This is a genomic window from Micromonospora sp. H61 (genome assembly GCF_018070325.1).
Lineage (GTDB): Bacteria > Actinomycetota > Actinomycetes > Mycobacteriales > Micromonosporaceae > Micromonospora > Micromonospora salmantinae.
The window spans coordinates 40,190-53,895 of sequence record NZ_JAGPXY010000030.1 but is presented as its reverse complement, the minus strand read 5'-3'; the positions used below and the strand labels follow the sequence as shown (position 1 = coordinate 53,895).

The 13,706-nt window shown below is 71.6% G+C and carries 11 protein-coding genes; 5 read left to right on the top strand and 6 right to left on the bottom strand.

Annotated features, from left to right (window positions below; all coding sequences use genetic code 11):
* Nucleotides 1–138 precede the first annotated feature (138 nt).
* Nucleotides 139–1,272: a hypothetical protein gene (locus tag KBX08_RS17275; protein WP_247669547.1), complete on the top strand. Its 1,134-nt coding sequence runs from the start codon at nucleotides 139–141 to the stop codon at nucleotides 1,270–1,272.
* Nucleotides 1,273–1,353: 81 nt separating this feature from the next.
* Here the strand turns inward: KBX08_RS17275 and KBX08_RS17270 are convergent, their stop codons facing one another.
* Nucleotides 1,354–1,863, bottom strand: coding sequence for a hypothetical protein (locus KBX08_RS17270; protein WP_210784513.1), 510 nt, complete (start codon nucleotides 1,861–1,863; stop codon nucleotides 1,354–1,356).
* A gap of 215 nt (nucleotides 1,864–2,078) precedes the next feature.
* Between KBX08_RS17270 and KBX08_RS17265 the strand changes: the two genes are divergently transcribed.
* Both KBX08_RS17265 and KBX08_RS17260 read left to right on the top strand, forming a co-directional pair.
* Nucleotides 2,079–2,306: a helix-turn-helix domain-containing protein gene (locus tag KBX08_RS17265; protein WP_030490852.1), complete on the top strand. Its 228-nt coding sequence runs from the start codon at nucleotides 2,079–2,081 to the stop codon at nucleotides 2,304–2,306.
* Nucleotides 2,307–2,410: 104 nt separating this feature from the next.
* Nucleotides 2,411–3,007: an Rv3235 family protein gene (locus KBX08_RS17260; RefSeq protein ID WP_210784512.1), complete on the top strand. Its 597-nt coding sequence runs from the start codon at nucleotides 2,411–2,413 to the stop codon at nucleotides 3,005–3,007.
* A 104-nt stretch (nucleotides 3,008–3,111) separates the two neighbouring features.
* Here KBX08_RS17260 and secA read toward each other — a convergent pair whose 3' ends face one another.
* The gene (gene secA / locus KBX08_RS17255) at nucleotides 3,112–6,039 is read right to left on the bottom strand and encodes a preprotein translocase subunit SecA (protein WP_210784511.1); all 2,928 of its coding nucleotides are present in this window, start codon (nucleotides 6,037–6,039) and stop codon (nucleotides 3,112–3,114) included.
* A 168-nt stretch (nucleotides 6,040–6,207) separates the two neighbouring features.
* Between secA and KBX08_RS17250 the strand changes: the two genes are divergently transcribed.
* Together KBX08_RS17250 and KBX08_RS17245 are read left to right on the top strand one after the other, a co-directional pair.
* Nucleotides 6,208–7,359, top strand: a complete 1,152-nt coding sequence (locus KBX08_RS17250; RefSeq protein ID WP_210784510.1) for a GNAT family N-acetyltransferase — start codon at nucleotides 6,208–6,210, stop codon at nucleotides 7,357–7,359.
* Nucleotides 7,356–8,468, top strand: coding sequence for a GNAT family N-acetyltransferase (locus KBX08_RS17245; RefSeq protein ID WP_210784509.1), 1,113 nt, complete (start codon nucleotides 7,356–7,358; stop codon nucleotides 8,466–8,468). Before KBX08_RS17250 ends, KBX08_RS17245 begins: the two co-directional genes overlap by 4 nt.
* 67 nt (nucleotides 8,469–8,535) lie before the next feature.
* On the opposite strand, the gene hpf is transcribed toward KBX08_RS17245, so the two are convergent.
* The 4 genes from hpf to mtrB all read right to left on the bottom strand — a co-directional run bounded on the left by hpf (nucleotide 8,536) and on the right by mtrB (nucleotide 13,697).
* The gene (gene hpf / locus KBX08_RS17240; RefSeq protein WP_210784508.1) at nucleotides 8,536–9,171 is read right to left on the bottom strand and encodes a ribosome hibernation-promoting factor, HPF/YfiA family; all 636 of its coding nucleotides are present in this window, start codon (nucleotides 9,169–9,171) and stop codon (nucleotides 8,536–8,538) included.
* A gap of 245 nt (nucleotides 9,172–9,416) precedes the next feature.
* Entirely contained in the window at nucleotides 9,417–10,124 is a 708-nt protein-coding gene (locus KBX08_RS17235) for a ComF family protein (RefSeq protein WP_210784507.1), read from the bottom strand.
* Nucleotides 10,125–10,128: 4 nt separating this feature from the next.
* Nucleotides 10,129–11,907 carry an LpqB family beta-propeller domain-containing protein gene (locus tag KBX08_RS17230; RefSeq protein ID WP_210784533.1) on the bottom strand — a complete coding sequence of 593 codons (1,779 nt, stop codon included), beginning with the start codon at nucleotides 11,905–11,907 and terminating at the stop codon, nucleotides 10,129–10,131.
* Nucleotides 11,908–11,939: 32 nt separating this feature from the next.
* Nucleotides 11,940–13,697 carry an MtrAB system histidine kinase MtrB gene (gene mtrB / locus KBX08_RS17225; RefSeq protein ID WP_210784506.1) on the bottom strand — a complete coding sequence of 586 codons (1,758 nt, stop codon included), beginning with the start codon at nucleotides 13,695–13,697 and terminating at the stop codon, nucleotides 11,940–11,942.
* Nucleotides 13,698–13,706: the final 9 nt, after the last annotated feature.

Sequence of the window (13,706 nt, the reverse complement as noted above, 5' to 3'; positions counted from 1 at the left end):
CCCTGTGCCAAGGACCGCCCCACCCCTCCTCCCCTTACCGACCGGTCTCGATCCGTCCCGCTGTCCCGGGGCGGCAGGCAGCCCAGCGGGCCCGCGTACCCTGAATGGTCGGTGACCTGCCGCCTCGAAGGGGAGACGATGACCAAGCAGCCCGGCCGCGTCCCGGCCGCTGAGTCGGACGAGCCGGCAGTCGACGCGGCCAGCGCCGGCGGTCGGCCGCTGCCCGCCCCCGGCGCCGCAGTGCTCGCGCTGCTGGCGCTCGGCTGGCTGGCCGCCATGCTCTGGTCCACCCGGGAGGCCATCACCTCGGCGGCGGCCGGGGTCACCGCGATCAGCCTCTCCGCGTTCGCCCTGCCCGGCGTGATCTCGGCCGCGCTGGTGGCCGGCGCTGCCGTCGCGCTGGCCGGTGGCAACCTGCTGGCCCGCCGGTACGGCGACTGGGCCACCCTGCGTTTCGCCGGGGCGATCGGCGGCGGAATGCTGGTCGGGCTCGCTGCCGCGGTGGCCATCAACCTCACCTACTTCGACACGTCCACCACCAACGTGATCGCCGGCACCACGGCGGCCGCGGCGATCATCGGAGGCGCGCTGGCCGGCGCGCGGACCGCCCCGGCGATCGGTGCCGTGGTCACCGCCGCGCTGGGCACACTGATCTTCGTGGTCGCGTTCAGCCGCGCCCGGGACCCACTGTTCGACCTCTTCGGCTCCGGCGACAGCCAGGAATCGTTGATCAACGCGGCCAAGTGGGTGTCCCGTACCGAATCGCTCGTCGCCGGGCTGCTCGCCGGGCTACTGGCCTTCGGCTACCTGACCTGGGCACGGCGTCGAGCCGTCCGCCGCGATCCCGACGCCCCGGCGCTGCGCTGGCCGGCGTACCTGCTCGCCGGCGCCGGGCCGGGGCTCCTCCTGCTGCTCGCCGAAGTGATCATCAGGGTTGGCGGGCGGTCGCTGCTCGACCTTGCCAGCGCGCTCAGTGAGGCGGACGCGGTGGCGCAGACCTCGCTGGGCACCTCGCGGGTGGACAACGGCATCTGGGTGCTCTTCGTGGGGGCGCTGACCGCGCTCATCGCGTTCGGCCGCACGCTCAGCCCGGCCCACAGCGACGACGACGAACCGGCCCACGTCCCGAACCCCGTCGCGGACCAGGTCGACCCGGCGGACGACAAGCCGGGCTACGCCAAGGCGTTCGACGCGGACCCGGCCGAGACGTTCGACGACGACACAGCCGAGACGACCGACGCGGACCCGGCGAAGGCCGACCCGGCTCGCTGACGCCTGACCGAGGCCGGCGTGCGGCCCAGGTGGGCGTGCCCGGCGTCCGGTGTCCGGCTGCTGCTGGGGCGGCGTCCCGGCTCAGTCGGTCGCGCCTAGCAGCTGGTCCAGCTCCGTCACGTCGTACCACTCCAGCTCGTGGTCCTCGGCGCCGTCGACAGTGAACTGGGCGTCCGGGTCACCAGCCGCCGCCTCGGCCACCACGTCGGCCGCCGCGCCGACCTGCTCGGCCGCGTCCGTGCCGTCCACGTGGATGGCCGCGACGGCGCCCACCGGCACGGCGTCGGTCAACGTCACAGTGCTGGAGCCCAACTCACCGTCGCCACGCCCGATCGCTGCCGACGGCAGGTCGACCGAGATGACGACGCGGCGGCGGGGAGCGGTCGGGTCGGCCCGGAGCAGGTGCAGGGCGTCCTGGGCAGCCCGGGTGAAGGCGACGTACTCCAACTCCTCCTCGTCACCCTCGGCGTACCACTCGCGCAGCGCCGGAGTCACGGCGTGCGCCTCATCGGCGGCCAGCCCCTCCGCACGCAGCCGGGCCAGCATCGGTACGGTCGCCGGCACGTACACCCGGACAAGCTCGTCGGTCACCGGTCGTCTCCCCGCGTCGTCCTCCACCGGCGGCCGCCGGCACGGGCGCAGATCATGCCGCACGCCGTGACCGTCATACACCCCGCCTCCGGCCGGAGGAAGTTCCCGGCCGGTGTGTCCCGCGTGGTCGGTCCGCCACCAACCACGTGCGGTGCTGGGCGGCGAGGGCTGTCGGTGGCAAACTGAGCCAAACGACATCAACCCCGGGAGTTTCTGTGGAGCCGAGGTTCCTGCTGCTCTCCGACGTGGCCGCCGAACTCAACGTGTCGGACTCGCAGGTCTACCACATGGTGCGCAGCGGCGAACTGCCGGCGATCAAGATCGGCGGGCGCGGCCAGTGGCGCGTCGAGCGCGCTCGACTGGAGGAGTACATAGCGCGCAAATATGACGAAACGGCAGACTGGGTGCAGAGCAACCCGCTGGTCGACCGCGATCCCGAGTAGCAGACGGGCGGAAGCCGCCACGAAGCCATTGACCGAGACTGTTCTGTCGCCCAGAATCGAGACTGTCGGAGGCAAACGAAGGCAAACGCAAGATCAAGGGGGCCATGATGAGCGGAGCGCGACCCGGTCCCTCTCGACCACCCGTTCGGCTGCGCCCCGTCCCGCCCTTCGACCCGCCGTACGCCGACGAGACCGACGGGTCGTACTGGCCGGCGCCGACCGACGGCCAACTCGCCCTCGACCTGTTCGCCTCCACCCGTCCCAGCCCGGTCCGGCCGCCGGAGCGGCGAGCAGCTCTGCGCCCGGTGCCCAGCAGGTCCGCCGCCACCCACCCGGTTGCGTCGTTGCCGCCGTCGACCGCACCGGAAACCACCCGAGCCGCGCACCGCTTCGTCGGCACCTGCCTGGAGGTGGTCAACGGCTACCGCTCGCCGGCCCAGGTGCGGGCGCTGCTCGACCCGGCCCGCGCGGGCGACCTGCTGACCGAACTCGCCCGCGCGTCCGGCCGGGCCGGGACGTCCCGCCGCCGTAGCGGCCGACCACTGGTCCGGCTGCTACGCCTGCGGGTCTGTGAGCCCCGCGGCGCCGCGGTGGAGGCGGCAGCCGTCCTCACCGGCGCGGGCGGCCGAAGCTGGGCGATGGCTTTGCGCCTCGAACATCGCCGGGGCCGCTGGCTCTGCGTTGCCCTGCACGTGCTCTGACCCCACCTGCCCCGGTCGCCGGCGAGGCTCACACGACAACGACGGGCCCCGGCCTGGTCGGCCGGGACCCGTCGGTCAGACGCTGTCGGTGCAGCTGCTGTTTGTCAGTTGCCGCCGTTGGGGGCGCCGTGGCAGCGCTTGTACTTGCGGCCCGAGCCACACGGGCACGGCGCGTTGCGGGACGGACCGTTGCTCGCCTCCGCCTGGTTCGGTGCCGGCCGACGGGCGGCGGCCGACGGAACTGCCGGGCCACGCAGCCCGGATGCCGGCCGCTGCGGCGCGGACGGCGCGCTCCGCCCCGGTGCCGCCGGAGCACCCGGAGCCGGTCGGCCCACACCGAGCGCCGGAGCCTGCTGCTCGGCCTGCTCCACGGCGACCGCACCCGGGCTGGCCTCACCGTCGATGGTGGGGGCGGAGTATTGCAGGCCCTGCCGCCGCGGCGCCTGGTTGAGGCCCTTGGCCCGGATCTCCACCGGCTTGTCGAGCAGGGTGACCTCGTCGGCCCCCTCCGCCGGCTCCGGTTCGGTCACCTGGACGTCGACGTTGTAGAGGAAACCGACGGTCTCCTCCTTGATGCCGTCCATCATGGTGGCGAACATGTCGAAGCCCTCGCGCTGGTATTCCACCACCGGGTCACGCTGGGCGTACGCCCGCAGGTTGATGCCCTCCTGGAGGTAGTCCATCTCGTAGAGGTGCTCGCGCCACTTACGGTCGATGACCTGGAGCAGCACCATCCGCTCGAGCTGGCGCACCCCCTCGGTGCCGAGCTGCTCCTCACGCCTGTCGTACGCGGCGTTGGCGTCCTCCTTGAGGCGGGCGACCAGGAAGTCGGCGTCCATGCCGGCCCGGGAGCCACCGGCCTCCTCTTCCAACTCCTCGATCGTCACGCCGACCGGGTAGAGCTGCTTGAGGCTGGACCAGAGCTGCTCAAGGTCCCAGTCTTCGCCGTAGCCGTCGGAGGTGGCGCCCCGCACGTACGCCTCGACGGTGTCGTCGATCATGTTGCGGACCTGGTCGGAGAGGTCTTCACCGTTGAGCACCCGGAGCCGCTCGGCGTAGACGACCTGGCGCTGCTTGTTGAGCACCTCGTCGTACTTGAGCACGTTCTTGCGGATCTCGGCGTTCTGGCCCTCGATCTGGGCCTGGGCGCTCTTGATCTGCCGGGTGACCATCTTCGACTCGATGGGCACGTCCTCCGGGATGTTGAAGCGCTCCATCACCGCCTCGACCGCTCCGGCCCGGAAGCGCCGCATCAGCTCGTCCTGAAGGGACAGGTAGAAACGGGACTCGCCCGGGTCGCCCTGCCGGCCGGCGCGACCACGCAGCTGGTTGTCGATCCGCCGGGACTCGTGTCGCTCGGTGCCGAGCACGTAGAGGCCGCCGGCCGCCGAGACCTCTTCCGCCTCGGCGTCGCAGGCCTGCTTCCAGGTGGGAAGGACCTCCTCCATCGCCTTGGCGTACTCTTCCTCGTTCTCCAGCGGGTCGAGGCCGCGCTGGCGCAGCTCGTTCGCGGCGAGGAACTCGGGGTTGCCGCCGAGCAGGATGTCGGTGCCGCGGCCGGCCATGTTGGTCGCCACGGTGACCGCGCCCTTACGCCCGGCCTGGGCGACGATCTCGGCCTCCCGGGCGTGGAACTTGGCGTTCAACACGTTGTGCGGGATGCCGCGGCGGCGCAGCAATTGGGAGAGGATCTCGGAGTTTTCCACCGAGACGGTGCCCACCAGCACCGGCTGACCCATCTGGTGCCGCTCGGCGATGTCCTCGATGACGGCGTTGAACTTGGCCTTCTCCGTCTTGTAGATGACGTCCGGCCGGTCCTCGCGAACCATCGGGCGGTGGGTCGGGATGGTCACGACGCCGACCTTGTAGACCTTGTTGAACTCGCTCGCCTCGGTCTGCGCCGTACCGGTCATCCCGGACAGCTTCTCGTAGAGGCGGAAGTAGTTCTGGAGGGTGATGGTGGCCAGGGTCTGGTTCTCCTGCTTGATCTCCACCCCCTCCTTGGCCTCGATCGCCTGGTGCATGCCCTCGTTGTAGCGACGGCCGTGCAGGATGCGACCGGTGAACTCGTCGACGATCAGGACCTCACCGTCGCTGACGATGTAGTCCTTGTCGCGCTTGTAGAGCTCCTTGGCCTTGATGGCGTTGTTGAGGTAGCCGACCAGCGGGGTGTTCACCGACTCGTACAGGTTGTCGATGCCGAGCCGGTCCTCGACCTTGGCGACACCCCGCTCGGTCACCGCGATGGTGCGCTTGGAGTGGTCGACCTCGTAGTCGCCCTCGCCGTCGGTGCCGGGCTGGAGCCGGGCCACCACGCCGGCGAACTCGCCGTACCAGCGGGCGGAGTGCTCGGCCGGGCCGGAGATGATCAGCGGGGTGCGGGCCTCGTCGATCAGGATGGAGTCGACCTCGTCGACCACCGCGAAGTTGTGCCCGCGCTGCACCAACTCTTCCTTCGACCAGGCCATGTTGTCGCGCAGGTAGTCGAAGCCGAACTCGTTGTTGGTGCCGTAGGTGATGTCGCACTCGTAGGCGGCCTTGTGCTCACTGGCCGGCCGGTTGGGCAGCACCACGCCGACGGTCAGCCCGAGGAACTCGTGCACCCGGCCCATCCACGCCGCGTCACGCTGGGCGAGGTAGTCGTTGACCGTGATCACGTGGACGCCCTTGCCGGAGAGCGCGTTGAGGTAGACGGCCATGACCGAGGTCAGCGTCTTGCCCTCACCGGTCTTCATCTCGGCGATGTTGCCGAAGTGCAGCGCCGCGCCACCCATCACCTGGACGTCGTACGGGCGCTGGCCGAGCACCCTGGCGGCCGCCTCGCGGGCCACCGCGAACGCCTCCGGCAGCAGGTCGTCGAGGGTCTCACCCTCGTCGAGCCGCTCCCGGAACTGTTCGGTCATGCCGGCCAGTTCCTCGTCGGTGAGGTTGACGTAGTCGTCCTCGATCGAGCTGACGGCGGCGGCGATGGCCTTGAGCCGTCGCACCATGCGGCCCTCGCCCGCGTTAAGGACCTTTTCCAGAATCGACACGGATCAACGCTCCCCTAGACAGTCTCGAACCATCGTAGGCGCTCCATCGGCCCGATGGTCACTGGTGGCGGTGCTCGACCCCGCCGAACCCGACATAACTCGCGTCCTGCGCACGCTCCAAACGTTATCCGGTTACGCCGTCGGCGAACGCTACGGCAGGATGCACGAGTGGAGCCCGTGGAGATCATCGAGGACGGCCTGCTGCTGCGGCCCTGGCGGGAGACGGACGCCGAGGCCGTGCACCGAGCCTGCCAGGACCCGGACATCCAGCGTTGGACCAACGTACCGCGCCCGTACCGGCCGGAACACGCCAGCGGATTTGTCACCGAGATGAGCCGGAAGGCCTGGGCCGAGGGCACCGGGGCACCGTTCGCGGTCTGCGACCCGGACACCGGGGAGCTGCTGGGTTCCAGCGGGCTGATCTCGATCGACAAGGACGGCACCGGTGAGATCGGCTACTGGACGGCGCCCTGGGCGCGTGGTCGGGGCGTGACGGTCCGGGCCACCCGGGCGGTGGCCCGCTGGTCGTTCGACAGCCTCGGGCTTCGCCGGCTCGTCTGGCAGGCCGAGGTGGGCAACCACGCCTCCCGGCTGGTGGCCCTCCGGGCCGGTTTCCGGATCGACGGCAGGTTGCGGCTGGCCAACCCGGCGCTGCCCGGCAGCGCGGACGGCTGGATCGGCTCGCTGCTGCCCGGCGAGGTGCCTGCCGCCGGGTCGACCGGTCCGGCCGGACCGGGCACCCTCGCCGCCCTGCGGGCCGCCGTCTTCGGCCGCCCGCAGCCCGTTCTGTTCGCCGAGACCGGGGCCGGCGAGCTGCGGCTGCGGCCCATGGAGGAGAAGGACCTGGACGCCGTGGTGCAGACCTGTCGGGACCCGGAGAGCATCCGCTGGACGACAGTGCCGGACCCGTACGAGCGCGCCGACGCGCAGGGCTACCAGGCTTACGGCCGGGACGCCTGGGCTCGGGGGGACGCCGCCTGCTTCGTGATCGCCGACTCCGACGACAGGTACGCGGGCACGCTCGACCTGCGGCTCTCCCCCGCCGACCCGCTGGTGGCCGACGCCGGCTTCATGACCGCGCCGGCGGCCCGGGGCCGGGGCTACCTGCCCGCCGCGCTGGTAGCGGTCAGCGCCTGGGGCTTCAGCACGTTGGGCCTGGCGCGGATCGAGTGGAAGGCGAATGTGGGCAACACCGCCTCCCGCCGGGCGGCGGAGAAGGCGGGCTTCCTGATCGAGGGAATCGCCCGGGGTGGCGTGCAGCACCGGGGCGAGCGGGTGGACGTGTGGGTCGGGGCGCTTCTCGCGAAGGATCTGGGATGAATCCGCGGCCGGTCGTCGAGGCGCACGGGGTGCGGCTGCGCCCGTTTCGCGCGGAGGACAGCGCCGACGTGGTGGACGGCTGCGCGGACCCGCTGACTCAACGCTTCGTGTCGAACCTGCCGACGCCGTACACCGAGACCGACGCCCGCTGGTGGATCGACGTCGGCGCCCCGGCGGCCTGGACCGGCGGCGGCACGGCGTACGCCGTCGCGGACCCCGCGACCGATCGGCTGCTCGGCGCGGTGGGGCTGAACAACCCGGTGCCCGCTCGGGGTCAGCTGGAGATCGGTTACTGGATGCGACCGGCGGCGCGCGGTCGCGGGCTGGCCACCGCGGCGACCCGCGCACTGAGCGAGCACGCGTTCGCCGCCGGGGCGGCCCGCCTGGAGCTGCTCACCGAACCGGAGAACGGTCCGAGCCAGCGGGTCGCGCTGGCCGCCGGCTTCCGCTACGAGGGTCTGCGCCGGTCGGCCGGTGCGTCCCGGGACGCGGGCCGGCACGACCTGCTGGCCTGGGTACGCGTCGCCGGTGATCCGCCCGGCCCTGCCGCCCGGCTGCTGCCCGACCTGCCCGGCGGGGTGCTCACCGACGAGGTGGTGGCGCTGCGCCCACTCGGTCCGGACGACGCGGCGCTGATGTACCGGCTGCACAGCCGACCCGAGGTGGTGGCGAACCAGGCGCCGCCGGTGCCGCCGACCCGCGAGGCGATGGAGCGGCGTTGTCGTCAAGCGCAGAGCGGCTGGCTGACCGGCGAGATCGCCAGGTTGCTGATCACGGACGTGGCCAGCGGCCAACCCGTGGGCAGTTGCGGCTTGTCGTACACCGACGTGGCCGCCGGCGAGGCGTCGGTGGGCTACGCGTTGCTGCCGGAGTGGCGCGGCCGGGGGTACGCGACGCGAGCGGTCCGGTTGCTCGCGGGCTGGGCGTTCGGCTCGGCCGGTGTCGCCCGGCTGTCGGCCGGCACGGTGCCGGACAACACCGCCTCGCACCGGGTGCTGGAGCGGGTCGGTTTTCGGCGCGAGGCCCTTCAGCGCGGCCGGCTGCCCGGGCTGGCCGGCACCCGCCTGGACGACCTGACCTTCGCGCTGCTCCCCGCCGACGTCCGCTGACGGACCATGGAGTTGTGGTGGGCGTTTCCCCACCACAACTCCGTGGTCGACGCGGATCGGCTACCGGTCAGGTGGCGAGGGAAATGATGCCGTAGTCGTACGCGTGGCGCCGGTAGACGACGCTGGGGCGGCCGGACTCCTTGTCCTGGAACAGGTAGAAGTCGTGGCCGACCAGCTCCATCTCGAACAACGCGTCGTCGATGGTCATCGGCTCGGCCGGGTGCACCTTCTCCCGGGCGATGTGCCACGGCTGGTCGTCCTGCTCCTCTTCGACCCGCTCCGCGACCGCGGTGCCGGCGCGGGCGCCATCGCTCGGCGCGCTCAGCGCGCTGGGCACCAGGTCCGCAACCGGCAGGCCCGCTGTGGCCTCGGCGACGGAGATCGGCGCGTGCCGGCCCCGGTGTACGCGGCGGCGGTCGGCCGCGCGGCGCAGCCGGGTGTCGAGCTTCGCGATGGCCGCGTCGAGCGCGCTGTAGAAGTCGTTCGTGCAGGCTTCGGCCCGAATCACCGGGCCCCGGGAAACGCAGGTGATCTCCACCCGCTGGCAGTGGTCGGCCTGGCGCGGATTGCGCTCGTGAAACAGCTCGACATCAACGCGAATGAGTTTGTGGTCGTAGCGTTCGATCTTCGCGAGTTTCTCGGCTACGTGTACCCGGTAATGGTCCGGCACTTCGACGTTTCGGCCCTTGACCACGATGTCCACGTGACCTCCCTTGTTCGGACGGTCTTCGATCCGGTTGCCCGGCCGCGCGCCGTGGGGAGACCCGCTGGCGTCGACCGGTTGGTACGGCTACGCCTCCTCTCACCGCCGAGGGTGGTGGGAACGACCTCCTACCCCCGACAGCGAAACGCTAACTCCTGTTTGCCCGGCAGTCACCCCATGTTGCCGAGACGGCCCAGGATTTTTCGCAGCTCATACACCAACGGGTGAAACGGAAACACTGTCGGTTACGACTGGTGTCTTTTCTCGGTCGCCGCGAGCACCACCGCGACACTCGGTGCCCATCCTGTCGCGGTCAGCACCCGGCTCGCGGCGGCCAGGGTCACGCCGGTGGTGACGATGTCGTCGAGCAGCACCACGACCGGCGCCGCGCCCCCGGCACGCCCCCGGACCGGCCCGGTCGAGCGGGGCTGGAATGCCGCCTCGGCCGCCGCCGCACGCTCGGCGCTGTCCAGGGTGACCGAGTCGGGCCGGGGCGACGCCCGCAACGGACGGTGCACCCGCACCACCCAGCCGCTCCGGTTGAGCCGGGCCGCGCAGTGCCGGGCCAGCCGGTCGAGGTGGTCGCCGTAGCGGGACCGGGCCGCCGCCGCGGTGTCCGGGACCGGAACCAACGCCAGCGGACGGGCCCCACCGACGGCCGCCGCGACGACCTCGGCGAGCAGCGCGCCGAGCGGGCGAGCAAGCCCGTGCCGGCCGTGTTCCTTGTACGCCAGCAGGGCCTCGCGCAGCGGACCTGCGTACGGGCCGAGGGCGACGCAGGACGGCAGGCCCGGCGGGGCGGGGGTGGGGCGGACCGCCAGTGGCCGTAGTGCACCCAGCGCCACGACGCAGGCGGGGCAGACCCCGTGCCGCAGGCCGGGTCGGCGCTCCCGACAACCGGCGCAGTCGGCGGGCAGCACCAGGTCGGCGAGGTCCGCCCAGAGCCCGCTCACCGTGTCAGTAGAGGAAGAACGGCGCCGACGGGTTGCTCGGCCGGACACCGGTCGGCACCGGGGCGATGTCGCGTACCCGGCCGGGCTCGATCCGTTCGAACGGGCTGCTGCGGTAGGCCACCCCGTTCGCCTCGTACATGTACGCCCCGCTGGGCGCCCGCACACCGCGGTTGGTCGGGTACGCGGTCAGGTGGGTGACCTTGGCGCCGAGGTCGGTCCGCAGCGGCGTCTCCAGGGCGCCGTCGACACTGATCTCGTAGATCGCCGGCTGGCCGACCGACCCCGCCACCACCAGCTGGTCCTCCCTGCCCCAGTCGACAGCCGTCGGGTTGGTCAGCGAGGTGACCAGCTCTCGGGGCGGGCCGATGGAGGCCCCACCGCCGTCGAGGTTGACCGCGGCGACGTAGAGACGGCCGCCGGCGATCAGCGCCACCCGCTGGCCGTCCAGCGCGGCGGCCACCGCGGTGACCGCGGCGGAGGGCAGGTTGAGCGGCACCGGATACATCCGGGCCGCCTCGTCGAACCGGTAGAGCTGCCCGTCGGCCACCACCAGGCCGCGGCTGGGGCGGTTGTCGACAGTACGCAGCCAGACCGGTCGGCCGATCGAGGAGTATTCGGTGTCGCTGCGGCTGATCACGGAGACCGGGTCGGCGCCCGTGCCCACGGCGAGTCGGTACCGGTTCTTGCTGCTGCCGGTGACCATCATGGCGGCGAGGATCCGGCGGTCCTTGGCCAGCCCGAGGCTGGCGGAAACGACGTTACGGTTGGCCTCGGGTGTCAACGGCACCGTGCCGCTGGGCTCGCCTTCGAAGTCGAGTGGGTGGATCGCGCCGTCGTACACGCCGAACCGCTGCGGGCTGGCGGCGTACGGATACAGCACCTGGGAGTCTCGGCGCTCGCCCAGGTCCACCACGGGCTGCGCGTTGTTGCGGATCTTCAGCTCCAGCTGACCGGTGAGGTCGCCCAACGACCAGGCGATCTGCGTGATCAACTGATCGATCCCGCTCTGGTCGTCACCGGACATGTCCAGGTTGACCTCCCACCGACCGTTGCCGCCGGTGGCGTTGTTGATCAGCTCGGTGCGGTCCGGCAGCCCGACGACTCCCGGCCGCAACCAGTCGGAGGGGCCGCCGACCAGCCACTTCACCACCTCGTTGACCTGCCGCTCGACCGGCACCGCCTGCGGCCGGTAGCGCTGGTCGGGCACCAGGCGGCTGCGGTCCGAACTCCAGAAGTAGATCGTCTCGTCCTGGTAAAACTCCCGAAGGGCGGTGTCGCTGAGCAGCAGCACGTTGGGCGGGTTGATGATGTAGAGGCCGGCCCGGTCATCGTTGACGCCGCCGTTGAAGGACGCGCTACGCAGGCCGAACTCGTACTCCGTCTCGGTCGCCACGGGTGGAGCCAGGGTGCCGTCGGTCCGCAGCACCCCGATCTGCTGCACGGCGATCTTCACGGTCGTGGTCGAGTCGCTGTTGAGGGTGTAGACCGCCTCGCGCAGCCGGACCACGTTCAGCGCGACCTCGCTGCCCTTCTTGTCCTGTAGACGGGTCTTGTCCTCCGGGGCGATGAACGCCTTGACCCGCTCGTACGCCCGATCCGGCTCGCCGGCGGCGGCGGACAGGAAGTTGCGGACGAACGTCTCGTTGACGCTGCCGCTGGCCGTCCGCGTCGGTGGCTCGCTGCCCCGACTGATCACACCGGCCTCGGTCGCGGCGCCGCCCTTGCCGTCCACCCGCACGTCGGATGCCGCCGGGATGCCACAGCCGGCGCCCAGCAGCACCATCACGCCGAGGGTCCCGAGCAGAGTCGGCCGTCTCACGAGCGCACCTCCGTCCGCTGCCCGTCTCCGGCCGGAGCCGGGCCGATCGCCAGTGCCCCGCCGGTGCCGGGGCCGATGGCCAGTGGTCCACCGTCGCGGGGGCCGCCGAACGGCAGGGCGGCGTCGGCCGGCACCAGCCGCAGCGGTGAGGTGGTCAGCCGATCGCCCGCACGGGCCGGCAGGGTGAGCCGGAACTGCGCGCCCTGCCCGGGAGCACCCCACGCTTCCAGCCAGCCGCCGTGCAGCCGTGCGTCCTCCAGGCTGATCGACAGGCCCAGCCCGGTGCCCCCGGTCTGCCGGGCCCGGGACGGGTCCGCCCGCCAGAACCGGTTGAACACCAGCTTCTCCTCGCCCACCTTCAGCCCCACACCGTGGTCGCGGACGGTGATCGCCACGGCGGTCTCGTCGATGCCGAGGGTGATCAGCACCGGGCGGGCCTCACCGTGCTCGACGGCGTTGCCGACCAGGTTGCGCAACACCCGCTCGACCCGGCGCGGGTCGACCTCGGCGATGACCGGCGTGCCCGGCAGGTCGAGTTCGATCGGTACGCCCACCCGCTCGGCCAGGCCAGCCAGCCGGTCGACCACCCGGTGCACCACCGGCACCAGGTCGGTCGGCTCGGAATCCAGCATGGCGAAGCCCGCGTCGAACCGACTGATCTCCAGCAGGTCGGTGAGCAGTTCCTCGAATCGGTCCAACTCGGCCTGGAGCAGCTCGGCGCTGCGGGCGACCGCCGGGTCGAACTCGTCGCGCTCGGCGAAGATCAGGTCGGCGGCCATCCGGACAGTGGTCAGCGGGGTACGCAGCTCGTGGGAGACGTCCGAGGTGAAGCGGCGCTGCAACCGGGACATCTCCTCCAGGCGCAGGATCTGCCGTTGCAGGTTGGTGGCCATCTGGTTGAACGACGCGGCGAGCAGGGCCAGGTCGTCCTCGCCGTTGACCACCATCCGCTGGTCGAGCAGGCCCGCGGAGAGCCGCTGGGCGGTTCGTGCGGCGACCCGGACCGGGTTTACCACCAGCCGGGTGACCAGCGCCGCGAGCAACCCGAGCAGGATCACCAGGGCGACGCCGGTGGCCACCACTGTCGCGCGGGCGTCGGCGGCGGTGACGTCCTGCCGGCCCAACGGGACCAGATAGTAGAGCTCGATCTGGCCGAAGCGGGTGGGCACCGGCGAGCCGTAGACCAGGTATTTGGTGGTCTCGCCGGTGAGTCGCCCGGTGCGGATCTGACTGGCCACCTTGCCGTCGGCGATCGCGGCCCGCAGCTCGGGGCTGATCAGCGACTGCACGTTCGCCGACGGGGAGGTGCGCGTCTGGATGTCGTTGGGATAGTCGTCGGCGGTGATCGCCACCACCACCCCGCTGGTCTGCTGAGGGTCGCCGCCGGCCAGGTAGTTGACAGTGCCGTCGATGGTCTCCTGGAGCTGCGCTTCCTGCGGCTGCCCGTAGAAGGAGACCTGCTTGGCCGCGTAGCTGGCGCCGCTGGTCACCCGCTGCCGGACGTCGCTGCGAGCGCTGTCGAGCAGGATGGTGGTGATCTTGTCAGCGATCAGGAACGCGAACCCGCCGACCAGCAGGCTGGACGCGACCAGCGTGATGGTCACGACCCGGACCTGGAGCGACCGGCGCCAGGTCTGGTGTGCCCGACCAACCGCACGAGCGACCCGACCGCTCACCGCACGCCAGAGCTCCCCGCCGGCGCTGGGCCGGCGGGCAGCCGTACTCGGGGAGGGTGGGGGCGGCGAGGTCGACACAGTGCGACC